The following is a 24,582-nucleotide window of genomic DNA, read 5'->3' as shown; positions in this document are numbered from 1 at the left end:
ACCTGGCCGCTTTTGTATGCCGCAAAATCATGTTATCATTTGTTTCAGGCCAGCAGCTCCCTTGTCCTTACCTCATCCCTGGCGATCTGTTCCTTCAGCGCATCCAGCGAAGCAAACTTCTCTTCGCCGCGGATGTAATGCAGGAATTGAATGGTCAGCACCTGGCCGTAAAGATCTTCGTTGAAGTCCAGGATATTGACCTCGCAGGTGATCTTTTTCTCCTCGGTTACTGTAGGCCGGTAGCCGATGCTCATCATTCCTTTATATTGCTTTCCTTTCCAGGTAACACCTACGGCATAAATGCCGATACCGGGCACCAGGATGTCGGGATAGACCGGCTGCAGGTTTGCAGTGGGATAGCCGATCGTGCGGCCTATCTTGTCGCCATGCACTACCATAGCGCTAAAGGAATAGGAGCGTTCCAGCATTTCGCCGGCCTCCGCTACATTGCCCTTCAGCAAAGCATTGCGGATCTTGGTCGAGCTCACAGCAGCATCTTCAATCAGCTGCGCCGGTATCTCGATCACCTTGACGGTACCGGGTAGCATTTGCTTCAGCAGGTCAATATTCCCTTCGCGGCTATGGCCGAAGCGATGATCGTAGCCGATAATAATAGTATGCGGCTTAAAATTCTTCAGCAGGAAATCGGCTACGTATTCCGCAGCAGACATCATAGAGAAGTCGCGTGTGAAGGGCACCACAACCACATGGTCGATACCTTCGGCGGTGATGAGCGCAATCTTCTGCTCGGGCGAGGTCAGCAGGCCCAGGGGTTGCTCGGGATGAATGATCTTCCGCGGATGCGGCTCAAAGGTAATCAGGATACTTTCGCCATTCACGGCCCGGGCAGCCTTTACGACTTCGGAGAGGATCACTTTATGCCCGTGATGCACACCATCGAACGAGCCGATAGTCACTACAGGATTACGGAAAGAAGGGAATTGGTCTAATTGATGAAATACGGCCATTATGCAATAATTGTTGCTGCGGAAGAGGCGGCCTGTCTTAATCGCCTACCCGGCGCAGCTTGATGTCGGAGGCTTTGGAAACCAGCAGGGGGAATTTCTCCACGGTTACATCGCTCTGGTCAAGGCCAAAGCTCCGTTCTTCGGAAAGACTTACTTTTTTAAGGAAAAAATAGCCGCGCATGACCAGCTTGTCCAGGAAGGGCAGGTCGTTGTCGCGTGACAGGAATTTTTCCATGACGATAAAGCGGAAATCACCGCGTACGTTGTTCTTGCTAAGGGATTCGTAGCGGCTCGTTACATTCACTTCTTTGTTGGCAACCATTTCCTCCACCACTTTCTTAAACATCATCTGGATGCGGTGCTCCACGCGGAAGCCCAGGCGGAATTCGATGCGGATGATCTCGTTGGGGATCACCGTTTGCACCACGTAATCCATGGTATAAGGCTCATCCATAACGTCCACATGCACAAACCAGTAGATATCGGCGCGTTTGGGCTTTTTGTAGAGGATGGAAAAAATGATCTTATGCTCTATTTCTTTGGAAAAGTTGGCGCTGGTCATATAAACCAGGTGCGTCGCATATTTGGGAATGCTGCGGTCGTTGCTCAGCTCCTGGATAATGGGCACATAATCTTCCAAGCGCACAAACTCCACGTAGCGGTTTTTGATGCGCCGGGCTTTGTACCACATGAACATCACGCCGAAAATACCACCGGCGATGAATACGGTTACGAAACCATTGTGCGGATAAGGGAATTTTTCCAGGTTGGCGATCAGGAACGAGAATTCGATGGTGAGATAGACGGCCAGGTACACAGCGATCCAGGCGCGGGGCACTCTCCTGGTGAACAGGTAAAAGCTCAGCAGCAGCGAGGTCATGATCATCGTAATGGTGATGGACAAACCATAGGCGCCTTCCATGTTGGCGGAAGTCTGGAAGAAGAGCACCACAACGGAGCAGCCCAGCCAAAGCACGAAATTAATGCCGGGGATAAACAGCTGGCCCCTTTCGGTGGTAGGGAAATTGATCTTCATCTTAGGCCACAGGTTCAGCTTGATGGCTTCGTTCACCAGGGTAAACGAGCCGGAGATCAATGCCTGCGAAGCGATGATCGCGGCCAGGGTAGCCACTACGATAGCGGCTACCCGCGCAGGACCTTCGGGCGCCAGGGCAAAGAAAACGCTGGTCTCACCGGTATACTGACGACCCAGGAAATTCTGCAGCAGGTAAGAACCCTGCCCGATATAGTTCAACAGCAGGCATATTTTTACAAAAGCCCAGGATGCGCGTATATTCGCACGGCCTACGTGCCCCAGGTCGGAATACAAGGCCTCGGCCCCGGTAGTACAAAGGAATACGGCGCCCAGCAGCCAGAAGCCATGCGGGTATTCGATCAGCAGCTTAATGGCATAATAGGGATTAAAAGCCATGAAGATACGCATATTATCCCCAAGGTGCATGATACCCAGGATAGCCATCAGCAGGAACCAGGTGACCATAATGGGCCCGAACAGCTTACCGATGGAATTGGTGCCGAACTGCTGCATGAAAAAGATGCCGCCGATAATGATCAGTACCGTAGTGATTGTGAGCTTAGGGCTGAGTTCAAGCCCCTCAATAGCAGAAGTAACCGTGATAGGTGGGGTGATCAATCCATCGGCAAGCAAAGCGGCGCCGCCGATCATAGCAAAAAATACGATCCATTTGGCGTGTCGCCGGACCAGCGCAAAGAGCGAGAAGATCCCTCCTTCTCCCTTGTTATCGGCCCGGAGGGTGAGCATTACATATTTGACGGTCGTTTGAAGCGTAAGGGTCCAGATAATGCAGGAAACCCCGCCGATAACCAGTAATTCAGAAATAACCTTCCCCCTGACGATCGCACCCATTGTGTAAAGCGGGGAAGTACCAATATCACCAAAAACAATGCCCAGTGCAATAATAATTCCGGCAAAAGTCGCCTTCTTAACAAGTGTTCCCACAACGAGGTGAAATTTATTTAGGGGGCAAAGGTAGCAGTTTACTTGAAATTGCAATTATTGTTATTTTGCCATAAATTTTGTATTTTAATATTTGATTCTCATCCGGTGAAGGGCCGAACCAACCTTCAGCACCCGGAATATTACTCACGAATCCCCCTTTTTATGAAGAAAAACTACATGCTGTTTTTGCTTGCCTTGCCCTTGCTCCTGCTCTCCTGTCAGCAAAAGATGTATTTCCCCGAGAGAGCCAATACTCCGGGACTTACCGAAGCGCTGGAGGGTAAGGCTACCCTTTCGTTCAAACCGCAGACCAACGATATCGACAGCGGCGACTCCAAGGGCGGCATTCTCAGCCCGGCTTTTGATATTGCCTTTGCCCCGGCCAATCACTTCGGGATCATCGCCTCTTACCGTTCCACCCTTAACCGCTATATTAAAGAGGAGTCGGGCACGTTCCTGACCGAGAAGAATGTGGGCGGTAAATTCAACGGGCACCGCTTCGAGATCGGCGCCGGCTATTTCAGCACGTTCGGCAGCCGCGGCAAGGTAGAGGTCTATGCCGGCTATGCCAACGGTAAGCTGGAAAGACGGGGCATACGCCGCCTCAATTACGATTACGATACCCGTTACCATCGCTACTTCATCCAGCCCGCGCTGGGCTTCGGCGACGATAAGATATCCTTCACGGCAGGTCTCCGCTTTGCCGTACATAAATATTACGACTTCAAGCCGGTCAATGACCCTAACCTGGTCAACTACATTACCGGCGACGGCGCCAACGTAGAGAACAACCTGTTCCCCTTCGTGGAGCCTTTTGTCAATTTTGAGTTCGGATCGCCCTATGTCAAGTTCAATATACAGGCCGGCTTCGGCACCCAGATGACCCGGGACAACCGCGTCAGCGGCACAGCGCCCATGTTCATTTCCTTTGGTGTGGTTGGCCATTATGCGCCGCGCTTTTCCAGGCAGAGCAGCAACAGCAGTGAGCGGGAATAGCCAAACGCAAACCCCACACAAACATGCGGGCCATTTCAGCCCGCATGTTTGCCTTTATACCGGTTGAAAGATATCGGCCCGCAACAGCATCAGGGTATTCAGCTGTTCTTTCAGCTCCGCTTCATCGCCGGCGATAGCCGAAATGTCCAATAGCGAAATACCCTCTTCCTTCCACCAGCTGCCCACGGCCAATACCGCAAGCGACAACCTGCCGGTGAAATACCGGTACCGGCTGTCGGATGCGTAATATTCCAGCTGCTCCTGTACCTGCGGCGGTACATAGGCGCCATGGGGCAAAGAGAAATGAAGGATCAGTTCCTGGTCGTAGGCCAGCGATACAGGTTCTTTTTCGGGATAGCTATAGCGGTAGCCCCTGCGCCAGGCCTGAAGATCGGCCCACAGCCCGCGGGCCGTAGGTTCGGCACCGGAGCCTTTGCCGTAAAGCAATTGCTCGTCGCCATTAATATCTTCGAGCACAATACCATTGTATTCATGCAGCACCTGGTACAGCGGCGTTCCCTTAACGATCAGCCGGGGCAATACAAAGGCCGTAATGCTGCCGGGGCCCAGCTTTCTTGTCTGGGCCACCAGCTTCACTACCCCACCCAATTGCTCGGCCAGGCGCAGGTCCTGGGGCAGCACATGCTGGATACCGGTATGCAACAGCGCTTCGGGCGCGACGTGTAAGCCCCACAGATGGCGTACAATAATGCTTAGTTTACAGACGGCGTCCTTGCCTTCAACGTCAAGCGCAGCATCGCTTTCCGCGAAGCCCGCTTCCTGGGCCAGTTGCAGCGCATGATCGAAGCGAAAACGAAAACGCTCCATTGCCGTCAATATATAATTGGTAGAGCCGTTAATGATCCCGCTCAGGCCGGCGGTAAGCTCCGGGCTGAAATACTCTTCCAGCGTTCTGATTACCGGAATACCTGCGCAGCAGGCGGCTTCGTACAATACGGGGGTGTTGAAACGTTTCTGTAGCCTGATGATCTCGGGCAAATGGTTTGCGATCATCCGTTTATTGGCTGTAATCACCGGCTTGCCCTGCTCCAGCGCCAGCTTCAGTATCGTAAACGCCGCTTCGGCATCGTCTATCGCTTCTACAATGATGTCAATTTCCTTGCTGTACAATATATCGTGCAGGTGGCCGGCGAGCAGCTCGGCGTCCAGCTCCTGGTGCAGGAAGGGATGCTTGACCATAACCCGGCTGATCACCGCGCCCGGGATGTCTTCCAGGAGCCGGGCAAAGCCTGAGCCGACCACACCATAGCCAAACAGTCCTATACGGATTGGATTTTCCATTTTGTCGTTGATCTGTTTAAGGTAATCATGAATGCGTCTACTCCGGCTGTGGCGTGTAGCGCAGGTAAGGCTTAACGATCCGCAGCCCTGCGGGGAATTTCTTTTCGGCTTCTTCCGTGCTGATGGCGGGCACCACGATCACATCTTCACCCTGCTGCCAGTCTGCAGGCGTCGCCACGCTATGTCCGGCGGTCAGCTGCAGCGAATCGATCACGCGGAGCACCTCGTTAAAGTTGCGGCCTGTAGAAGCCGGGTAGGTCAGCGTGAGCTTGATCTTCTTATCGGGACCGATCACAAATAATGAGCGAACGGTAGCGGTAGCCGATGCATTGGGATGGATCATATCGTACAAGCCGGCCACCTTGCGGTCCTCATCGGCGATCACAGGGAAAACCACTTTGGTCTGCTGCGTTTCCTCAATATCCCTGATCCAGCCCTGGTGCTGGCTAAGCGTATCTACACTAAGCGCCAGTACCTTCACATTGCGGCGGTCAAATTCATCTTTGAGCTGCGCGGTGCGTCCGAGTTCGGTAGTGCACACCGGCGTATAATCGGCAGGATGGCTGAACAGCACGCCCCAGCTATTGCCCAGGTATTCGTGAAAACGGATATCGCCGATGGTCGATGCCGCTTTGAAATCAGGGGCTTCATCACCCAGTCTTAATGACATACAGTTTGTTTTAAGAAAATAAGAAAATAATTTTAAGCCAGGATATCTTCAAGGCTAGCTTTGGTCCTGACGGGCCGCAATTGTTCCAGCTCACCCGGCTCGATAATAGCCTCGGGCGCCAGTATCAGCGATACTCCGGGCTGCTTCCACCAATCGCTGTCCTTAAGCCTGCTATAGTGGATCACCCCGCCAAGATAGCTGCGTTGCTGGCCGCTATGCCATTCATCTATCCATTCCAGCTCTTCCTTAGGCAGCTGCGACCAGTCGGCAGCACTGATATACACCTTCAGATAGAAGTCGGACGACAGCTTCGAAGGCTCATGGTAATACAGCTTCTTGTATTCATATTTATAATCGTAGCGCAGCGCCGAGATATCGCTCAGCACGGCAGAGGCTGTAGGAAAGCTACCCGCCCCCTTACCATAGAAAAACTGCTTATCGGCAAAGCCGCTTTCGATCACCACACCGTTGTATTCCTGCCGCACAAAGGCCAGCGCATCATGCTGCGGCACGAACTGCGGCAGCACAAAGGCCGCTACGCCGCCATCATCCAGCTTTTTGGCCTGCGCCACCAGCTTGATCTCACACTCCCGCCCGCGGGCGATCCGGGCATCGTTCAGCTGGATATTCTGTATCCCGTTAAAGAGGATGCTGCTTGTCGGCGCTACGATACCATAGGCATGGGTGAGCAGGAAGGTCCACTTATTGGCGGCATCGTAACCTTCTACATCGAGCTTCGGGTCGCTTTCCGCAAAGCCCAGCTCCTGCGCCAGCTTCAGCGCGTCGGCAAAGTCCAGCTTGTCTTCCAGTATCTTGGTGAGGATGAAATTGGTGGAGCCGTTCACGATCGCCCTGATCGAATGCAGCAAGTCGTTATCATAGTATTCCTCGAGGTTGCGGATCACCGGTATGGAAGCGCAGGCAGCGCTTTCGTACAGGAAGGGCAGTCCGGTTTCCTTTTGCAGGGAAAGGATCTCAGGCAAGTGCTCGGCGATCATTTTTTTGCTCGCGCTGACCACCGCCTTACCGTTGCGCAGCGCCGTCTGTACGATATCGAATGCAGCACCCGCATCATCGATCACTTCGACGATCACATTGATGTCCTTATCGTTTAGCAGCGCTTCTTTTTCTGTGGTGAAAAGGGTATCGGGCGCATTCCGCTTTTTCTCGGGATGTTTAATGCAGACCTTCTTGATGGTGCCATTCAGCGACGTCGTCTGCTGCAGGACCTTATAAAGGCCTTCGCCCACCACGCCAAAGCCGAAGAGGCCGATGACCAATTTTTTATTCTCAGACATGCTCTGTTTTTTTAAGATTAATTCAGATGAATAATAGTATTAAGTGAAAAGCGGAACTGTACCTTATCGGAAAGGGCTTCCTCGACCGGGCTAAGCTCTTTCGCCAGCCGGAAAATGTCTTCCAGCAAGGCATCCGGGGCATCGGCGGCAATGGCCAGAGACACATCGATCCTGTTGAAGCGCTGGTCGCGGCTGCCGTATCCCTGCCTGCCGCCGGAGCTGAGCGATCCGGTAATGTTGAGCGCGAGGTGCTCAACGGCCACGCCCGCTTCGCGCGCAGCCAGGTGAAACGCTTCACTCAGGTTTTCAGCATACCGGTTGATGGAAAAAAAATACTCAACGGTAAACTGTGCGCCATTCACTTCTGCATAAACAGGATTCTCAAATTCAAGGTCGAACTTACGGGTCCTGGATTGCAGCTTCGCGGCATTGATGCTCTCTCCGGCAAATGAGAAATTTAAAGTAGCCATGATCGGGAAAATGAAAAGATGACAAAATGGTTCGTAGCTGAAACCTTTTACAGGCAAGCAACAAGAACATTCAAAAAAGAAAAGGGAAAAAGAAAAAAGATACCTGGATATTACCAGCAGCAACAATAGCTACACATGACGCAGGGCTGCGTCATTCGAATTCGTGTAGTAAAATTTGTTGCGTGAATCATAGTATTTGCAATAGCATGCAAGCGTTCTTACAAAGCTAAGGGTTTCCGTTTTTATTTTCCAAAATTAATTTGAAGCGGCCATTGTCTGTCTCTATAACCCTTTCCAGCAGCCGTTTCCGGGCCGGAAGGGTTATAATGTTTATGTGTTTCGTATCATGCGGTGGCCAGCAAATGTTCAGGGATACCAGTCGTAAAGGCTGCATCCGCAAGCTTTTCAAAAGCCTGGTCCAGGTCCGCGATCAAGTCCTCCGTCTCTTCTATGCCTACAGACAAGCGGATGAAGCCGTCTGTAACGCCCGTCTGCAGCCGCTTTTCACGAGGTACCGATTTATGGGTCATTTCGCAGGGCAGGCAGCAAAGGCTCTTCACGCCGCCGAGGCTCTCGGCCAGGTGAAACAGCTGCAGCGTTTTCAGGAAAGCGGTAGCCAATCCCTGGTCGTCCTGCTTCAGGCGAAAGCTGATCACGCCGCCGAAGCCTTTCTGCTGGCGCGCGGCCAACTCATGGTTGGGATGCGAAGCCAGACCCGGGTAATAGACTTCCGCTACGGCTTCATGACTGTTAAGGTATGCTGCAATCGCCAGCGCAGATTGTGATTGCTGGCGTACCCTGAGCGGCAGGGTTTCCAGTCCGCGGAGTACCAGCCAGCTGTCAAAAGGACCCAGCACATTGCCTCCGGCATTTTGCAGGAACTTCAGCCGGGCGCCCAGCTCGGGATCTTTAGCGATCACCGCGCCTGCGATCAGGTCGCTGTGTCCGCCCAGGTATTTGGTCGCGCTGTGCACCACGATGTCGGCGCCCAGCTCCAGGGGCTTTTGCAGCACAGGAGAAGTAAAAGTATTGTCGACGCAGAGCCAGGCATTGTGCGCCCTGGCCAGCTCTGCGATAGCCCGGATGTCGGATACCTTCAAAGTAGGATTGGTAGGCGATTCCAGCCATACCAGGCGGGTGGCCGATGTGATCGAGCGACGCACGAGCTCAATGTCGCTGGTATCGACATAACGGATGGTAATACCGAACTTTTCATAGACATGAGTGAACAGGCGGTAAGCGCCGCCGTAAATATCGTCGACAGCCAGTATTTCGTCGCCGCTGTTCAGCAGTTTCAATACGGTATCGATAGCAGCAAGGCCGCTGGCGAAAGCCAGGCCGGTGACCCCGCCTTCCAGCGTTGCCAGCACTTGTTCCAGCGCAGCACGGGTGGGATTGCCGCTACGGGAATAATCATAGCCTTTGTTGACACCGGGAGCCTCCTGTACAAAGGTGGCCGTTTGGTAAATGGGGACGCTGATCGCGCCGGTTTGCGCATCGATGGGAATGCTGCTCAGGATTTGCGTGGTTGTGCTCATCGCTTTCGTTGATTAAACAGGTGGACAAAAAAATGATTAAACAGTTTTTGCGTACCATCCGGAAAGCATCATTACCAGGCGGGCATAAAAAAAGCTCACCTGATAAATCAGATGAGCTGTATAAAGAGATTGCGGATATCTTTCTAAAGCTGTGACCTGACTTATCTGCCTTGCTTGTGCAAGTTGGAATTAGCACCTTATATCTGGTATAGGTTGCTAAGGTATCATCGGGCCATTTCCCTCCACCTTTCTGGATAAGTAGCAATAATTGAAAAAAGAACTTCGGGTGCAAAGATAACAGTGACTTTTTCAATTCACCAAATTTTTTTTATCGCGATCCTGAAATGACTTAGTGGACTTGTCGTTCTATACCCGCAACCTTCGTCGTTCAGACCGCTATCGCGTTTTAACCGGCAGCCGCACAGCATAAGGTTTCTGTGCATTTGTAATGCAACAGGAAAATACAATGCGGGATCGGGATCCGTCACTGCACATGCCGCGTAAGCTTCTTTTTCCCCGCTGCGATAGTGCAGGCATAGGAACCCATTGCCGTTTCGTGCTTGTGCTGAAATCTTCATTCCTCATCCTACTGTGCAAGCGACATAGCTATCCGGGAAAAGATTTCTTGATTCGCAACAAAGCAAAAGCATATCGTTTCGTCGAAGATTTACCCCCGTTGGTCTAATTCCGGCCGTTACGGCAAGCGCTCCTATTACTTTTGTACCGGAAACAGCAACAATCACGCAAAAAACAAACAACAATGCGGAAAAACACATTATTCACGCTGGCGCTCGTACTTTTGGGTATGGCACAAGCTTTCGCACAAATTGGCGGCGCCTGGAAAGGCACGCTGGATGCAGGTCCAGCAAAGATCGGCATCATTTTCAACCTTAAGGAAGAGAACGGCAGCCTCTCGGCCACCCTCGATATTCCCGACCAGGGCGCCATGGGCATACCCGTAGACAAGGCACAGTTTGAAAACCCTAAGCTGACGCTCGGCGTATCGCAGGCCGGCATGACCTATGAAGGCGTGCTGGAAGGCAACGAGATCAAAGGCACCCTGAAGCAGGCCGGCCAGCAATTGCCGCTTAACCTGGTCAAAACAGAGATCAAGAAGCCCGGCGATCCTACCCTACCCTCTTCGGAAGCAGACCTGAAGAAGTTGATGGCCCAGGGCAAGGGCAACTATAAGTATACCGTTGAAGACTATTTCAAAAAGCCCGCCTCATCCGGCTTCCAGCTTTCTCCCAACGGCAAATACCTTTCCTACCAGGAAAAAGATGCCAATGGTAAAAATCATGTCTATGTAAAAGAGACCGCCACCGGCAAGGTGACCCGCGCCATCGAGGAGAAAGATGAGCTGATAAGGGGCTACGGATGGATCAACGACGAGCGGCTGGCCTATGTGATGGACAAAGGCGGCGATGAGAACTACCATGTGTTCGCGACCAACCTGGATGGCAGCAATACCAAGGATCTCACACCATTTGACGGCGTTCAGGCCAGCATTCTCAAAATGCTTAAAGAACAGAAAAACTTCATCATCGTTTCGATGAATAAGGACAATAAGCAGGTACACGAGCCGTATAAGGTAAACGTGGTTACCGGCGCTATGGAAAAGCTGTTCAGCAACGATGATCCGGCCAATCCCATCGCCGGTTACGACTTTGACAAGGATGGCAACTTAAGGGCCTACTCCAAAATGAAGAACGGCACCATGACGCAGCTGTACTTCAGGAACAGCGGGGACAAGGATTTTCACCTGGCCCAGGAAAGCAAATGGGACGAGGGCTTCAATATCATTTCCTTCGACTACGCTTCGGCCAATCCTGACGACGCTTACATTACAACCAACCTCGACGGCGACAAGACCCGTATTGTGCTGTACGACTTCAAAGCCAAAAAGATCCTGAAAGAAATATTCTCCAATAAAGACTTCGACGCATCGATCATCAGCCTGTCCCGCAAGCGGAACTGGGAGATCGACTACCTGGGTTACGAAGGGGAGAAAGTGGAGATCGTTCCGGTGAGCAAAACCTTCAAAACGATCTACAACAACCTGGAGAAGCAATTCAAAGGCTATGAGTACAATATTATCGGTAAGACAGATGACGAAGACAAGTTCATGGTGATGGTGCAAAGCGACAAGCTTTATGGAAAGTATTACCTGTATGATACCAAAACCGGCAAAGCTACCCTGCTGTACGACCTGATGCCGCAGCTGAAGGAAGAAGACATGGCCGTAATGAAGCCGATCACCTTCAAAAGCCGCGATGGCCTTACGATCCATGGCTATATTACCTTGCCCAAAGCAGCGCTGGAAGGCAAGAAGGTACCCCTGGTCGTGAACCCGCACGGCGGCCCGCAAGGCGTCCGCGACAGCTGGGGCTTCAATCCCGAAACACAGTTGTTTGCCAGCCACGGTTATGCCACCTTGCAGGTCAACTTCCGTATCTCCGGCGGTTACGGTAAAGAGTTCCTCCGCGCCGGCTTCAAGCAGATCGGCCGCAAAGCGATGGACGACGTCGAAGACGGGGTTAAATATGTAATTGCGCAAGGCTGGGTAGACAAAGACCATATTGGCATCTACGGCGGCAGCCACGGCGGCTATGCTACACTGATGGGCCTGGTCAAAACTCCGGAGCTGTACAAATGCGGCGTAGACTATGTAGGTGTCTCCAATATCGAAACCTTCTTTGCCTCCTTCCCCGAGTACTGGAAGCCCTACAAAGAAATGGTGAAAGAGATCTGGTACGACCTGGATAATCCTGAAGAGGCAAAGATCGCCAAAGAGGTTTCGCCCTTCTACCAGCTCGACAAGATCAACAAGCCGCTGTTCGTGGTGCAGGGCGCCAATGATCCCAGGGTGAACATCAACGAGTCGGACCAGATCGTGAAAGCCATGCGTGCCAAAGGATTCAATGTTCCGTATATGGTGAAGTACAACGAAGGTCACGGCTATCACCATGAAGAGAATTCGATAGAATTCTACAAGGCCATGATGGGCTTCTTCAGCCAGTACCTGAATTAAGGGGGTAATGTGTAATCGTGTAGCGAGAAGTCAAGTTTTTTTAAAACTTGACTTCTCGTTTATAACTGAAAGCTGACTTCTTACCGGGGAGAAACCGCTATCAGTGCCATACAGCGAAAAATTTGAATAATTCGGCGCGTATAAGCTATTTTTGCAGGCAAAATTTCCGGCCTAAACTATTCTGCGTGAAATATAAACACCTTCTGCTTATCGTATTCCTGATCTTGTTGCTCGACCAGATCATCAAAATATATATCAAGACCCATTTTCTGATCGGTAATGCCGGCGCGGTACACGTGGCCGGAGATTGGTTCCAGCTCTGCTTTATAGAGAATGAAGGCATGGCCTTCGGCATGACCATTATGGATTCCCCGCCGGGTAAAGTGATCCTGACCCTGTTTCGCCTGGTGGCCGTAGGCTTCGGTTTTTTCTGGGTAAGGAACCTGGTGAGGAAGCGCTACAGCAAAGGCCTGCTCATCTGTGCCGCCCTTATCCTGGCCGGCGCGGCAGGTAACCTGATCGACAGTATGTTTTACGGCCTCATCTTTACCGAGAGCGATTTTATGCAGCTGGCCCGGCTGGTGCCTCCCGGCAAGGGTTACGGCTCCTTCCTGCATGGTAAGGTGGTGGACATGTTCTACTTTCCTATTATCGATACCGTATGGCCCAAATGGGTGCCCGTATTCGGCGGCAGGCCCTTCCAGTTTTTCGAGCCGATCTTTAACCTGGCCGATGCTGCTATTTCCGTAGGGGTGATCACCCTGCTGCTGTTCCAGAAAAAATTCCTGGCGCAGAGCCGGAAAGCTGCTCCCGACAACACTAGCGGGCAGGCACAACCCCTGGCCAAAGAAAATACCGATCAATAACTCTTTATCTGTACGCTTCAACCGCAACATTCTTCCGTGACAAACTTCGAACCTACTCTCGAATACGCCCGTTCCCTGGACGATGTAGATATTTTATTCTCCTTCCGGGAACGTTTTCATTTTCCCCGGCACGGGGATAAGGATGCCATCTATTTTTGCGGCAATTCCCTGGGCCTCCAGCCCAAAAGCACCCGTTATCTTTTTGAAAAGGAGCTGAACGACTGGGCCAGGTGGGGCGTTGAGGGTCATTTCCAGGCAGAGAATCCCTGGTTCAGCTACCAGAAGCCCTTTTCTGCATCCCTGGCCCGTATTGTAGGCGCCCGGCCCGAAGAGGTGGTTGCCATGAATACGCTTACGGTCAACCTGCACCTGCTGCTGCTATCGTTTTACCGTCCCAAAGAAGGCCGGTACAAGATCATCATGGAAGCCGGCGCCTTTCCTTCCGACCAGTATGCCATCGAGACCCAGGTACGGATGTACGGCTACGATCCCTCCGACGCGATCATCGAGCTGACGCCCAGGGCCGGTGAGCATACCCTGCGCGATGAAGATATCCTGCAAACGATCGCGGACGCAGGTAGCGCGCTGGCCTGCGTCATGATCGGTGCGGTCAATTACTATACCGGGCAGTATTACGACCTGAAAGCCATTACGGAAGCGGCACACGCTACAGGCGCCTATGCGGGCTTTGACCTCGCGCATGCCATGGGTAATCTTCCCCTGCAGCTGCACGACTGGAACGTGGATTTTGCCTGCTGGTGCTCCTACAAGTACCTGAACTCGGGCCCCGGCGGCGTAGGCGGCATCTTCGTCCACGAGCAGCATGGCAATAACCCCGATACCTTCCGGCTGGCCGGCTGGTGGGGCAACGAGGAGAGCACCCGCTTCCAGATGAAGAAAGGCTTCATTCCTTCAAAAGGCGCGGCCAGCTGGCAAATGAGCAATGCCCCGGTATTCAATATGGTGGCGCATAAGGCTTCGCTCGATATATTCGATAAGACCACGATGCAGGTATTACGCGAAAAAAGCCTGAAGCTGACCGCCTATCTCGAGTACCTTTTGAAGCAGCTCGATCACCTCAGCTTCGAGATCATTACCCCGCCGGAGCCCGGACGCCGCGGCGCGCAGCTGTCCCTGCTGTTTGGCAAAGACGGCCGCAAGGTATTCGAAGCGCTGGCCGCCGAGGGCGTGATCGCCGACTGGCGCGAACCCAATGTGATCCGCATCGCACCGGTGCCGCTCTATAATTCTTTTGAGGATGCCTACCGTTTTTACGAGGTGCTTAAAGGACTGAGCCTGTAGCCAACCGGCTTGTTCATCGGCCCCGGGAGCGGGTTTCAAGGTGCGGGAAAAATGCCGCGGAAATTTCCTGAAAGTAGGCCCGTTAAAATTTGCACATCACGCATTTGGGTCGTACCTTTGCAGCCAAATAGAGAAATTAAAAATAATTTTATTATATGTCCGGACAGCTTAAGGAAGTTCGTTTACGCATACAGTCAGTAACCTCTACCCAGCAGATAACCAAGGCGATGAAGATGGTGAGCGCCGCCAAGCTGCGCCGCGCGCAGGATGCCATTCTGCAAATGCGTCCCTACACCCAGAAGATGCAGGAAATGCTGACCAATATCGTAAGCAGCCTCAGCGGCGATATGGAGCTGCCCCTGGCCGCAGAAAGAGCGACAGAGCGCGTGCTGATCATCCCGATCACCAGCGACCGCGGTACCTGCGGTGCTTACAACTCCAATATCATCAAGACTGCCCGCCAGACCATCGAGACCAAATATGCTGCCCAGCAGGCCAAAGGCAATGTAACCATACTGCCTATCGGTAAAAAGGGCTACGAATATTTTCAGCGCCACGGCTATAAGCTGGTAGATGATTACTGGAACCTCTTTGCCGACCTGAGCTTTGAGAATGTACGCCGCGCCGCTATTTATGCCCAGGAAGCATTCCTGCGCAAGGAATACGACCGCGTAGAGCTGGTGTACAGCCAGTTCAAGAACGCCGCTACACAAGTCTTTGTGAGCGAACCCTACCTGCCGATCCCCAAAGTGGAAGCTACAGAAAGCAAAAAGCAAACGGACTTCATTTTTGAACCTTCAAAGGAGATCCTGATCCAGGAGCTGATGCCCAAGATCCTGAACACACAGGTGTACAAGGCCATCCTGGATGCGCACGCTTCCGAGCACGGCGCCCGTATGACTGCTATGGATAAGGCTACGGAAAATGCCGCGGAGATACTGCGCAGCCTGAAAATCTCTTACAACCGTGCCCGCCAGGCGGCTATCACTACCGAGCTGACCGAGATCGTGAGCGGTGCAGCAGCGCTGAAAGGCTAACAGGCTACACAGAATATACTTTTTCAAAATCCATTCCCGCAGGAATGGATTTTTTATTTTCCTGAACCTTTACCCCTGAAAAGCCGCTGTAAGGGTTCAGGATCAGTTGGAAAAATTCGGGGAGAAATGAGGCATGTATTTATGAAAGCAACGGCCTGAACGGCGGCTAAATCCGTATCTTTCTTTCAGCCCTGATTGGGCTTCTACAAAGCAATTTATGCTTGTTCGTGCTGGCGCTGCAAACGTTTGGCTTCTATGGAGCGTTATAGCGCGGCAGCTATAAAGTCATCTGCAAATCTATCCTATAGATCTCATTAGCGATGCCGGGCTGTACTATCTTGCCATTTTCCGCCGCTGACAGAGTTATCACCAACAGCCCTTACTTTTTGCCTTAAGATTTGCAGAGTGCCCGACAGGGGGCTTTGTACTTTTTGAGCGATTGTTATGTTTTATTTTCCTTTGCGTTGCTTTTCGTATTGCTCCGCCAGGACTGCGGTATGCCGTAGCGCTTTCTGGCTGCTGAAGCTGCCATGACCGGGGATCAGGTAGCGGGGTCGTGGAAATGCCCGCTCCACACGGCTTATGGAGGCCGGCCAGCGGGCAGGGTCGGCATCTTCAAGATTGCCCAGGTTTTCCGCTTCTATGCTTTTGACAAAACAGCCGCCATAGAGTACTTTTTCCCCCGGAAACCAGACCACGATATTATCGGAAGTATGTCCCGGTCCGGGATAGAAGGTCTTCACCTGCACGCCACCAAAGTTGAAAAGCGTATCCTTGTCCAGGAGGAACTCAGGGCGTTCTTCGCCCTTCAGCACGCAAAGGCTGTCGGTTTGCCGTGTGGCATAGGTACGGATACCGCGTCGCTTCAGCATATCCAGACCGGCGGTACGGTCTTTGTGAAAATGGGTCGAAATGCAGGCCACCACCTTTGTACCGTGTTTCTTTTCGATGCTGTCGAGCAGTGGCAGCGTCTGCGTCGTATCCCAGGGAACATCGATCATTACTATGCCTGCCGGGGTTACTGCATACAGGCTGTTGGAAGGGAAAGTGCTGCCGTCGTCGAGTGTACCGTAGGTTGTATAAACAAAGAAGCGTTTATGGTCGAGCGGTGTGATCTGCAGGCGAGGATGCTGCTGCGCAGCAGCAGGTGCAGCAAAGGACGACAGCCCCAATGCCAAAAGCATATACCGGTAAAGTTTCATGCCGCAAAATAACAGCAAAAAGCGCATCTCAGGGGATGCGCTTTCCGAAAAAAGACTTAAAAATAAGCTTATTGTATGGCCACACCGGCAGCCTGCATTTCATATACCTGTTTGGGTGCGGTTACTTTGGCAATCTCTTCGCGGGAAGCGCCGGCATCTTCCAGGTAATGCTTTTGCTCTGCGACGCTCAGGGTCTTTTGTGTTAGCGTACCGTTCACCAATACCTGCCGACCGGTAATATTCTGGGGCAGCACAAAAGCATGGTCCTTTACTTTAACCAGCACATCAAAATCATCCCGTTTGGCTACGCCGATCTTCATCCAGCAACCTTCTTTCTGACAAACTTCTTTGGCAATGCCAGTCAGCTGCGTAGCTACACTTTGCTGATTGTGCATAAGGGTACCTAAACGGTTCGTGGAAAGGGCGCCTTTCTCCAGCGTCACAACGCCGAAAACCCTGGGCGGGACAGCAGGAGCGGCTTTTTGCGCAATAGCCGGTGCGATACCGGAAGATAAAGCCAGCAGGGAAAAGAATATGATTTTTTTCATCATGCAATGTTTGATTTTAAGTTGTCCGTTATCCTGGACAAATGCTTTCTTTCCATAAGACAAGCCATCCGGCGCAAAAGTTGGGCCTTAATTGTTGTTGTTTTTACGCTTGAAGTCGCCACGCTTCCAGGCGTTGAAAAATTCGCCCCATTTGAAGGGATTGAAAATACCGATCGGCCGCTGCTGACCGTAGTAATATCCCTGTCGGGCCTGGTCGGCCTGGTAATAAGCCTGGTTTTCACGGCCATCTTTGGGGGTATTCTGCATCAGGTAAGCCATGGCGCGCTTGCTGGTATTCTTCTGGGCTACCGCATATTTATCATCCGGTATGTCCCAGTATTTGAAAGCATAGTCAAACTCATCGCCGTAAGGCAGGGGCCTGATGATGGTCTCGGGAAGGAAGAAGGTGTCCTGTACCATCAATTGCACCATATTGAAGTATTGTCCTTCGATATTGCGGGAGATTACATAATCTTTGGGCCTGAAGCCAACGGCCGAGAAGCTGAGCGTATCCCCTTTGGAACAGACCAGGGAAAACACACCGTATTTGCTGGAGTAGGTACCCCTGTCCTTATTTTTGACCTCGATGGTGACATCGGGCACAGCACGCAGGCTATCGGCAGTCATGGTAACGCCGGTGATCTGGATCACATTATCCCAGAAATGGTTCTGCGCAGTTGCCGCAAGGCCAAGGAAGCAGACCAGGAAGGTCGCAACAAATAATTTATAGTGGCTTCTCATCTGCAAACAAAAGTAAGATAAAGGTTGCAATTGCAACGTTTCCGTATCACTAATTCCAATACAATTATATCAGCCGCAATTCCTTAAACAGGAAGTTAAACCGTAACTTTGCGGCGCTGCCGGTCGCTATCCGGTTACTGCCGGCGATGGGAAGCCATATCCCCGAATAATATACATGCACATGATTACTGAAGAAGCTGTACTGAAAGCACTGACCAATGTAGATGATCCGGACCTGGGCAAGGACCTCGTGACCCTGAACATGGTAAAGGATATTAAAATAGACGATAAGCAGGTGTCCTTTACCGTTGAGCTGACAACGCCTGCCTGCCCTATGAAGGACATGATCCGCTCGGCCTGTGTCAATGCCGTAAAGATCTTCGTCGACAAGGAGGCCCAGGTAACGGTCAATATGACAGCGCGGGTCAATACCAACCGGAAAGATGGCGGCGCCATATTGCCCGGCGTAAAGAATATTATTGCCGTGGCTTCGGGCAAAGGCGGTGTGGGCAAGTCTACCATATCGACCAACCTCGCCCTTGCCCTGGCGCAGGAAGGAGCGAAAGTAGGCATCCTGGATGCCGATATCTACGGCCCGTCCACACCTATGATGTTCGGCCTGCAGGGTGAAAGGCCGATGATGCGCGACGTAGATGGCAAAGGGATGATCGAGCCGGTAGAACGTTTCGGCGTGAAAGTAATGTCGATCGGCCTGCTGGTAGACGAGAAGCAGGCGGTGATCTGGAGGGGACCTATGGCCACTTCGGCGCTGCGCCAGTTCATCAGCGATGTATACTGGGGCGAGCTGGATTACCTGATCCTTGACCTCCCTCCCGGCACCGGCGATATCCACCTGACTATGGTACAGACCATACCCGTTACCGGCGCCGTGATCGTGACCACGCCCCAGGCTGTGGCCATGGCCGATGCCAAGAAAGCGATGATGATGTTCAAACAGGGCCAGATCAATGTACCGATCCTGGGTGTGGTGGAAAACATGGCTTACTTCACGCCAGCCGAGCTACCCGACAACAAGTATTATATCTTCGGCAAGCAAGGTGGTCAGCACCTGGCCGAACAGTTCGAAGTGCCTTTCCTGGGTGAGATACCTATTGTACAAAGCATCCGCGAAGGTGGCGATAAAGGCTTCCCTGCCGTACTGAATGATGAGCCGGTAAGTAAGAAAGCCTTCACAGATATGGCCGCTGCGGTGGCCCGGAATGTCGCTATGCGCAATGCGAACCTTGATCCCAGCAGGGTATCGGCGATCAAGCTGAATTAAGCAGTAGCTATTTAATAAATATACCGGCGCAGGAATATTCTTCCTGCGCCGGATTTGTTTATACAATCATCTCATTTCAAATAAATGGATCAAAGATCAAAGGTAGATACTGAAGTGCAAAAAAGGATCGGGAATAGAACCAGGGTGCTTTGGCGGCCCTTAGAAAAATGGCGTTAAGAAAATGGCTTGCCGGACGGTTAAGAATTTTTACTGTCTGAGGACGACGAAGGCCGAGTTTAAAAATTTCCAGTCTGGCAAGCCATCTTTAGTCATTTTTCTACAGGCCTTGATTTTTTGGTTCTTTTGCGTCAAGGCAAAGAACATGAAAATAATCATGAAGCCAGCCCTCGCAACATTATATCTTGAGGGAGGCAATTACAAAATGTAATTTCGGAAGATGAATACTTCAGGCAATAAAAGACCGGCGCGGGAAATATCTTCCCGCGCCGGTTTTATAAAGACTGTTCAAAGCTATTCCTCTATCCCGAAATGCGCTTTGGCCGTGGCATCCAGCGCCTCATAGAATTCCTCGCCGTATTTACGGATCAGCGGTTCCTTCAGGAACTGGTAAACCGGTACCTTAAGCGACTGGCCCAGCTTGCAGGCAGGCTTGCACAAAGATTCCCTGGGCTCGTAATTGACCGCTTCAAAACTTTCATATTCTGTAATGCGTATAGGGAAGAGGTGACAGCTGATCGGCTTTTTAAAATCGATCTTACCTTCCTTATACACATGCTCGATCGCGCATTTCACGATACCTTTTTCATCGTAGTAGCCGTACACACAGATGCCGCCGTCGAGCGTCGGCGTTACCAGGCCGTATTCATCGTCGAAGGTGTGGGTGCCTTCGTCCTCGACAAGGTCGATCGCCCGCGGACTGAGCAGATGCTTGATATGAGGGTAGATATCTTCAATGATGCCTGCTTCTTCCTGGGTGATAGGAGCGCCGGTATCGCCGTCCACGCAGCAACCACCCTTACATTTATCCAGGTTACAAACGAATTGCTTTTCCACCACTTCGTCGCTGACCAATATATTGTCTATCGCAATCACGTCTTCATTTGTTTTTAATCATTAACAATACGGACGGCCTCAGAACTCGTAGCCGATATCCTTGCGGTACTGCTTTCCTTCAAAGTTAATCTTTCCTGCGTTAAGATAGGACTGTGCCAGGGCTTCTTTTAGATCAGTTCCGTAAGAGGTGATGGCCAGCACACGGCCGCCGCTCGTCACCACTTCGTCCTCTTTCAACGCGGTACCGGCGTGGAACAGCAGGCTGCCTCCGGCCTGATCCAGGCCGCTCATTACTTTTCCTTTGGCGTAATCGCCGGGATAGCCCTCCGATACCAGCATCACGGTGCAGGCAGCCTTATCGCTGTGCTGTACTTTTACCTGGTCCAGCTTATTATCGTTCATGGCGCAGATGAGGTCTACCAGGTCGCTGTCGAGCCGGGGCATTACCACCTCTGTTTCCGGATCGCCCATGCGGCAATTGTATTCGATCACATAAGGCTCATCCGCTACATTGATCAGTCCGAAGAAGATGAAGCCCTGGTAAACGATACCTTCAGCAGCAAGGCCTGCAACCGTCGGCTGTACAATGCGTTCGATCACCTTTTCCATAAACGCGCCACGGGCAAAAGGTACGGGAGACACGGCGCCCATACCGCCGGTATTGGGCCCGGTATCGCCCTCTCCTACCCGCTTGTAGTCTTTGGCTTCGGGCAGCAATACATAATGCCTGCCATCGCTTAAAGCAAATACGGATACTTCAATGCCGGCCAGGAATTGCTCCACCACTACTTTTTTGCCGGCATCACCGAAGCGCGATTCGCGGATCATCGCGCTGAATACTGCTTTGGCTTCTTCTTTATCGCTGGTAATCACCACGCCTTTGCCTGCTGCCAGACCATCGGCTTTCAGCACGATAGGTGTTGTATGCTGCTCCAGGTATTCCAGGCCCTCTTCAAAATTGCTGTCGTCAAACTCGCGGTAAGCTGCTGTAGGAATACCATGGCGCTGCATGAATTTTTTCGAAAAGGCTTTGCTGCCTTCCAGCTGCGCCCCGGCTTTGGAGGGTCCGGCAACAATGATATGCTGCAGTTCCTTATCGTTCTTGAAAAAATCCCAGATGCCGGCTACCAAGGTATCTTCTCCGCCAGGGAACAATAAGCTGATATTCTCCGCAAGACAAAAGTCTTTGATTGCCTTGAAGTCGGTCAGTGACAGGGCCACATTGGTACCATGATCGCGGGTACCGGCATTTCCCGGTGCAATAAACAAGCGGGAGCAAAGGGGGCTTTGGGCCAGTTTCCAGGCAATAGCGCATTCCCGCCCGCCGGAACCTAAAAGCAGTATATTCATTTTTTGAACAGGTAATTTGAAAAGAGGCACAAAGGTAAACAATATCGCGGGCCCCGCCATGCTTCGCTGCAAAAACGGGAATAAAGCAAAGCGGGCTGCCCCATGAGGACAACCCGCTTTAATTATCTGGATTTTGGAATTTACATTTGAAATTTGCTTGGTATGTTTATTCCCACCAGTCGACCTGCAGGTAATCTGCATCGCCCTGGGTATTCTTCACATCTACAAAGCCCACATTGGTACCCAGCAGGTTCTGGGCAGGCACATTGAATACCTGTACATCGTTAACGAAACCGATCCAGCGATCGCCTCTCTGTTCGAGCCGGAGGTCGTTCCATCCGCCGTTAGGCACCACCCTGTTATTGGTCGTTGGCGCTACGATGGTCTGTACATCGGGGCCATAGCCGTTGCCGCCTTCGTCGTACAACGCGTAATAACCGTCGTAGTCGATGGTAAAGCTGTAACCATAGCTGCCCACGCTGCTGTTGTCGCCGAAGAGCAGGCCCATATTGTTGTTGGAACGGATGCGGGTATAGATCGTAAAGTCGCTGTAGCGGTTAAAGCCGATCAGCTTGGATACATAATAAGCCTCTGTGAAGTCATCATTGTAGTCAAACATATAGATCCCGTTGTTCACTTCACCGTAGGCATTGTTTGCCGGGTCGGCAAATTCCCAGCCCATGCGGTTATCGTAGAACTCCTCTACAAAGCTGCGCTGGACAGCAGGATAAGGCCCCCGGTCCCTGTCACAGGAAGAAAAAAACAAAACCATGCCTGCTACCGCGATAATTGAAGCTATCTTTCTCATTGTTCATCTGATTGTTAGTGCAAAGCTATGACAAGGGCTAAGGAAAAAGGTTTAAGCAGCGAAACTTAAACCTTTTTTTATCGTTTAGTCATCTTGTCGTTTCCTGTGACCATACGGCTCCTGTGCGACAAGGTCAAAGCGGGTTAATGCAGTGCTTCCAGAGCCTCTTTAAGGCGGCGGGCGCCTTCCTGCAAGGTCTCCATCGATGCGGCAAAGGAGAAGCGGATACAATTGGCATCACCGAATGCGGCGCCGCTCACTCCGATCACATGCGCGGTATTGAGCAGGTACATCGCCATATCGTCAGCATTATTGATGGTCGCCGCGCCGTTAGATTTGCCGTAGAAAGAAGAGATATCGGGGAAGGCATAGAAAGCGCCTTCAGGTGCGCTGATCTGCACGCCCCTGATCGCCTGCAAGGCAGGGATAAAGAATTCCTTTCTTTCCCTGAAGGCTTTCACCATATCGAAGGAAGGCGTAAGATCGGCCAGCAGCGCAGTAATGGCTGCCCTCTCCGCAATCGAATTGGCGCCGGAGGTGAACTGGCTTTGCAGCTTGTCGCAGGCCTTTACCAGCTCTACGGGCCCGGCCATATAGCCGAGGCGCCAGCCCGTCATTGCAAATCCTTTGGAAAAACCATTCACCACGACCACACGGTCCTTCAGCTCCGTAAATTGCGCAATACTTTCGTGCTTGCCCACATAATTGATATACTCATAGATCTCGTCGCTGATGATGACGATATCGGGATATTTTTGGAACACTTCGGCCAGTGCTTTCAGCTCTTCCCGGGAATAGACCGCGCCGCTGGGATTGCAGGGCGAAGAAAACACGAACAGGCGCGTCCGCTCGGTGATGGCAGCTTCCAGCTTTTCGGGCGTGATCTTGAAATGGTCCTCAATGCCACAGGGCACGAACACATTCTTTCCTTCGGCCAGGCTCACCAGCGAGGCATAGGTAACCCAAAAGGGCGTGGGAATAATCGCTTCATCGCCGGGATTGACGATGCTGAGGATAGCATTGGCCAGCACCTGCTTGGCGCCTGTGCTGACGATGATCTGCTCCGGCGTATAATCCAGGTGATTGTCGCGTTGCAGCTTGGTGACGATCGCCTGCCTCAGCTCGGGGAAACCTGCTATGGGCGGGTATTTGGTATAACCCTCCTCCATCGCTTTGTCTGCTGCTTCAATAATATGCTGTGGTGTCTTAAAATCGGGCTCGCCCAGGCTCAGATCGATAACATGTACGCCTTTCGCTTTCAGCTCGCGGCCAAGCTTGGCCATTAATATCGTTTGCGGCTCAGAAATACGGTCAAGTCGTTTCGCTAGTTGCATGTAGGTTTATTTATGTTCAGAATATCCCCCCTCCCCAAAAAACGGATGAACGAAGGTAAGGAGTTTTGCCTATGCAACAGTACGATAAAACCATTATAATCAGCGCACGGCAAGTGCAGAAGGCTTAAAGGGCTTTCATCGGGGCGCAGGCCTGAAACAGCACCCGTTGCTTAACCTTTTTTTAGGAACAAGCGGCATACAAAAAAGGCGCTGCAAGTCTGCAGCGCCATAAGTTCGGGAGAGGCAGGATCATTCTTTCTTTTTCGGCGGGCTGTGATGCTCCTTTTTATTGTGGGTTACATCATCGCCCTTATCGTCCTGCTCTTCACCTGTCCTGTTATCGAGGTTATCGCGTACATCGGGCCGGCTCTTCCTGTTGTCGGGATTCATATGCTTCTCCGGCACCTGCGGTTTGGTATTTTTCATAAACGTTCCTTTTACTGATGATTGAAACATTTCAGTATAGCTTATCATTTATAGTACAATGCTCCCGGCTAAAGGTTTACCTTATTTTCATAAAAGCAGAGGGTATGGACGCGGCCGGGAAAGCCCCGGCTTTACTGCTGATTCTTTGCATTTCTTTGACAGAAAATCCCGGAAAAGCGGTATAGACCAGCTTTTACAATCATCATAATTTAGCCTCTTAAATCATGTCTTATGAAGAAAAGGATCGTAAAGTCGAAGCTCTCGCTCGATAAGAAGACCATTATCGCATTGAACGGCAAGAAGGCCCAGGCTGTTGTCGGCGGTGTAAACTCACTGGAATACGCAACAAGGTGCTGCTGCGACCAGCAAGCCGTTATTGAGTAGTATGAAAAAGCCGGAAGCGGCTCCCTGTACGGGG

22 protein-coding genes and 1 riboswitch are annotated in these 24,582 nt (G+C 51.7%); of the genes, 7 read left to right on the top strand and 15 right to left on the bottom strand.

From position 1 onward, the window contains the following. Positions 1 to 44: 44 nt before the first annotated feature. Both DZC79_RS04005 and DZC79_RS04000 read right to left on the bottom strand, forming a co-directional pair. Entirely contained in the window at positions 45 to 968 is a 924-nt protein-coding gene (locus tag DZC79_RS04005; RefSeq protein ID WP_118950266.1) for a bifunctional riboflavin kinase/FAD synthetase, read from the bottom strand. A gap of 37 nt (positions 969 to 1,005) precedes the next feature. Then, positions 1,006 to 2,949 carry a KUP/HAK/KT family potassium transporter gene (locus DZC79_RS04000; protein ID WP_118950265.1) on the bottom strand — a complete coding sequence of 648 codons (1,944 nt, stop codon included), beginning with the start codon at positions 2,947 to 2,949 and terminating at the stop codon, positions 1,006 to 1,008. Positions 2,950 to 3,111: 162 nt separating this feature from the next. On the opposite strand from DZC79_RS04000, the gene DZC79_RS03995 reads away from it, so the two are divergent. Next, positions 3,112 to 3,945, top strand: a complete 834-nt coding sequence (locus DZC79_RS03995; protein WP_118950264.1) for a hypothetical protein — start codon at positions 3,112 to 3,114, stop codon at positions 3,943 to 3,945. A 54-nt stretch (positions 3,946 to 3,999) separates the two neighbouring features. Here the strand turns inward: DZC79_RS03995 and DZC79_RS03990 are convergent, their stop codons facing one another. The 5 genes from DZC79_RS03990 to DZC79_RS03970 all read right to left on the bottom strand — a co-directional run bounded on the left by DZC79_RS03990 (position 4,000) and on the right by DZC79_RS03970 (position 9,223). Beyond that, on the bottom strand, positions 4,000 to 5,247 hold the full coding sequence (locus DZC79_RS03990; protein WP_118950263.1) for a homoserine dehydrogenase: 1,248 nt from the start codon (positions 5,245 to 5,247) through the stop codon (positions 4,000 to 4,002). A gap of 37 nt (positions 5,248 to 5,284) precedes the next feature. Then, positions 5,285 to 5,917, bottom strand: coding sequence for a peroxiredoxin (locus DZC79_RS03985; RefSeq protein WP_118950262.1), 633 nt, complete (start codon positions 5,915 to 5,917; stop codon positions 5,285 to 5,287). A gap of 32 nt (positions 5,918 to 5,949) precedes the next feature. Further along, positions 5,950 to 7,215: a homoserine dehydrogenase gene (locus DZC79_RS03980; RefSeq protein ID WP_118950261.1), complete on the bottom strand. Its 1,266-nt coding sequence runs from the start codon at positions 7,213 to 7,215 to the stop codon at positions 5,950 to 5,952. Between the two features lie 17 nt (positions 7,216 to 7,232). Continuing rightward, the gene (locus DZC79_RS03975) at positions 7,233 to 7,685 is read right to left on the bottom strand and encodes a hypothetical protein (protein WP_118950260.1); all 453 of its coding nucleotides are present in this window, start codon (positions 7,683 to 7,685) and stop codon (positions 7,233 to 7,235) included. Between the two features lie 344 nt (positions 7,686 to 8,029). Further along, positions 8,030 to 9,223 (bottom strand): trans-sulfuration enzyme family protein, encoded by a 1,194-nt coding sequence (locus DZC79_RS03970; protein WP_118950259.1) that lies wholly within the window; start codon positions 9,221 to 9,223, stop codon positions 8,030 to 8,032. 158 nt (positions 9,224 to 9,381) lie between these two features. Next, positions 9,382 to 9,484: riboswitch (SAM riboswitch) on the bottom strand. 499 nt (positions 9,485 to 9,983) lie between these two features. On the opposite strand from DZC79_RS03970, the gene DZC79_RS03965 reads away from it, so the two are divergent. From DZC79_RS03965 to atpG, 4 genes are all read left to right on the top strand, one after another. Continuing rightward, positions 9,984 to 12,254 carry a S9 family peptidase gene (locus DZC79_RS03965; protein ID WP_118950515.1) on the top strand — a complete coding sequence of 757 codons (2,271 nt, stop codon included), beginning with the start codon at positions 9,984 to 9,986 and terminating at the stop codon, positions 12,252 to 12,254. Positions 12,255 to 12,439: 185 nt separating this feature from the next. After that, positions 12,440 to 13,120, top strand: a complete 681-nt coding sequence (locus DZC79_RS03960; RefSeq protein WP_198666762.1) for a lipoprotein signal peptidase — start codon at positions 12,440 to 12,442, stop codon at positions 13,118 to 13,120. Positions 13,121 to 13,156: 36 nt separating this feature from the next. Next, positions 13,157 to 14,422, top strand: coding sequence for a kynureninase (gene kynU, locus DZC79_RS03955; RefSeq protein WP_118950258.1), 1,266 nt, complete (start codon positions 13,157 to 13,159; stop codon positions 14,420 to 14,422). 155 nt (positions 14,423 to 14,577) lie between these two features. Continuing rightward, positions 14,578 to 15,459: an ATP synthase F1 subunit gamma gene (gene atpG / locus DZC79_RS03950; protein WP_118950257.1), complete on the top strand. Its 882-nt coding sequence runs from the start codon at positions 14,578 to 14,580 to the stop codon at positions 15,457 to 15,459. A gap of 449 nt (positions 15,460 to 15,908) precedes the next feature. Here atpG and bla read toward each other — a convergent pair whose 3' ends face one another. From bla to DZC79_RS03935, 3 genes are all read right to left on the bottom strand, one after another. Beyond that, entirely contained in the window at positions 15,909 to 16,643 is a 735-nt protein-coding gene (bla, locus tag DZC79_RS03945; protein WP_157976906.1) for a subclass B1 metallo-beta-lactamase, read from the bottom strand. A gap of 86 nt (positions 16,644 to 16,729) precedes the next feature. Continuing rightward, positions 16,730 to 17,209, bottom strand: a complete 480-nt coding sequence (locus tag DZC79_RS03940) for a DUF4920 domain-containing protein (RefSeq protein ID WP_157976905.1) — start codon at positions 17,207 to 17,209, stop codon at positions 16,730 to 16,732. Between the two features lie 87 nt (positions 17,210 to 17,296). After that, on the bottom strand, positions 17,297 to 17,950 hold the full coding sequence (locus tag DZC79_RS03935) for a peptidase associated/transthyretin-like domain-containing protein (RefSeq protein ID WP_118950254.1): 654 nt from the start codon (positions 17,948 to 17,950) through the stop codon (positions 17,297 to 17,299). 181 nt (positions 17,951 to 18,131) lie between these two features. Here DZC79_RS03935 and DZC79_RS03930 point away from each other — a divergent pair, with 181 nt between their 5' ends. Continuing rightward, the gene (locus tag DZC79_RS03930) at positions 18,132 to 19,232 is read left to right on the top strand and encodes an Mrp/NBP35 family ATP-binding protein (protein WP_118950253.1); all 1,101 of its coding nucleotides are present in this window, start codon (positions 18,132 to 18,134) and stop codon (positions 19,230 to 19,232) included. Between the two features lie 471 nt (positions 19,233 to 19,703). Here the strand turns inward: DZC79_RS03930 and DZC79_RS03920 are convergent, their stop codons facing one another. From DZC79_RS03920 to DZC79_RS21090, 5 genes are all read right to left on the bottom strand, one after another. Further along, on the bottom strand, positions 19,704 to 20,285 hold the full coding sequence (locus tag DZC79_RS03920) for a DUF3109 family protein (protein ID WP_118950251.1): 582 nt from the start codon (positions 20,283 to 20,285) through the stop codon (positions 19,704 to 19,706). A 39-nt stretch (positions 20,286 to 20,324) separates the two neighbouring features. Beyond that, on the bottom strand, positions 20,325 to 21,596 hold the full coding sequence (gene purD / locus DZC79_RS03915; protein ID WP_118950250.1) for a phosphoribosylamine--glycine ligase: 1,272 nt from the start codon (positions 21,594 to 21,596) through the stop codon (positions 20,325 to 20,327). Positions 21,597 to 21,762: 166 nt separating this feature from the next. Beyond that, on the bottom strand, positions 21,763 to 22,404 hold the full coding sequence (locus DZC79_RS03910; RefSeq protein WP_118950249.1) for a family 16 glycoside hydrolase: 642 nt from the start codon (positions 22,402 to 22,404) through the stop codon (positions 21,763 to 21,765). Positions 22,405 to 22,547: 143 nt separating this feature from the next. Further along, complete coding sequence (locus tag DZC79_RS03905; RefSeq protein WP_118950248.1) at positions 22,548 to 23,738, bottom strand: pyridoxal phosphate-dependent aminotransferase; 1,191 nt, start codon at positions 23,736 to 23,738, stop codon at positions 22,548 to 22,550. A 249-nt stretch (positions 23,739 to 23,987) separates the two neighbouring features. Further along, on the bottom strand, positions 23,988 to 24,164 hold the full coding sequence (locus DZC79_RS21090; protein WP_157976904.1) for a hypothetical protein: 177 nt from the start codon (positions 24,162 to 24,164) through the stop codon (positions 23,988 to 23,990). Positions 24,165 to 24,395: 231 nt separating this feature from the next. Here DZC79_RS21090 and DZC79_RS21085 point away from each other — a divergent pair, with 231 nt between their 5' ends. Then, on the top strand, positions 24,396 to 24,548 hold the full coding sequence (locus DZC79_RS21085; RefSeq protein WP_157976903.1) for a class I lanthipeptide: 153 nt from the start codon (positions 24,396 to 24,398) through the stop codon (positions 24,546 to 24,548). The last annotated feature ends 34 nt before the right edge of the window (positions 24,549 to 24,582 follow it).

The sequence above is a fragment of the Taibaiella helva genome, assembly GCF_003545695.1.
GTDB lineage: Bacteria > Bacteroidota > Bacteroidia > Chitinophagales > Chitinophagaceae > Taibaiella > Taibaiella helva.
Note: the sequence above shows the minus strand (reverse complement) of the source record. Positions and strands in the feature narration are given on the sequence as shown.

Bases quoted from the DNA above. Each gene is read 5' to 3' on its own strand.
- DZC79_RS21085 (WP_157976903.1), top strand. From the start codon at position 24,396: ATGAAGAAAAGGATCGTAAAGTCGAAGCTCTCGCTCGATAAGAAGACC.
- DZC79_RS03910 (WP_118950249.1), bottom strand. From the start codon at position 22,404: ATGAGAAAGATAGCTTCAATTATCGCGGTAGCAGGCATGGTTTTGTTT.
- DZC79_RS03985 (WP_118950262.1), bottom strand. From the start codon at position 5,917: ATGTCATTAAGACTGGGTGATGAAGCCCCTGATTTCAAAGCGGCATCG.
- DZC79_RS04005 (WP_118950266.1), bottom strand. From the start codon at position 968: ATGGCCGTATTTCATCAATTAGACCAATTCCCTTCTTTCCGTAATCCT.
- DZC79_RS03905 (WP_118950248.1), bottom strand. From the start codon at position 23,738: ATGCAACTAGCGAAACGACTTGACCGTATTTCTGAGCCGCAAACGATA.
- bla (WP_157976906.1), bottom strand. From the start codon at position 16,643: ATGCTTTTGGCATTGGGGCTGTCGTCCTTTGCTGCACCTGCTGCTGCG.
- DZC79_RS03935 (WP_118950254.1), bottom strand. From the start codon at position 17,950: ATGAGAAGCCACTATAAATTATTTGTTGCGACCTTCCTGGTCTGCTTC.
- DZC79_RS03930 (WP_118950253.1), top strand. From the start codon at position 18,132: ATGATTACTGAAGAAGCTGTACTGAAAGCACTGACCAATGTAGATGAT.
- atpG (WP_118950257.1), top strand. From the start codon at position 14,578: ATGTCCGGACAGCTTAAGGAAGTTCGTTTACGCATACAGTCAGTAACC.
- DZC79_RS03970 (WP_118950259.1), bottom strand. From the start codon at position 9,223: ATGAGCACAACCACGCAAATCCTGAGCAGCATTCCCATCGATGCGCAA.
- DZC79_RS21090 (WP_157976904.1), bottom strand. From the start codon at position 24,164: ATGAAAAATACCAAACCGCAGGTGCCGGAGAAGCATATGAATCCCGAC.
- purD (WP_118950250.1), bottom strand. From the start codon at position 21,596: ATGAATATACTGCTTTTAGGTTCCGGCGGGCGGGAATGCGCTATTGCC.
- DZC79_RS03975 (WP_118950260.1), bottom strand. From the start codon at position 7,685: ATGGCTACTTTAAATTTCTCATTTGCCGGAGAGAGCATCAATGCCGCG.
- DZC79_RS03940 (WP_157976905.1), bottom strand. From the start codon at position 17,209: ATGAAAAAAATCATATTCTTTTCCCTGCTGGCTTTATCTTCCGGTATC.
- DZC79_RS03965 (WP_118950515.1), top strand. From the start codon at position 9,984: ATGCGGAAAAACACATTATTCACGCTGGCGCTCGTACTTTTGGGTATG.
- DZC79_RS03980 (WP_118950261.1), bottom strand. From the start codon at position 7,215: ATGTCTGAGAATAAAAAATTGGTCATCGGCCTCTTCGGCTTTGGCGTG.
- DZC79_RS03995 (WP_118950264.1), top strand. From the start codon at position 3,112: ATGAAGAAAAACTACATGCTGTTTTTGCTTGCCTTGCCCTTGCTCCTG.
- DZC79_RS03990 (WP_118950263.1), bottom strand. From the start codon at position 5,247: ATGGAAAATCCAATCCGTATAGGACTGTTTGGCTATGGTGTGGTCGGC.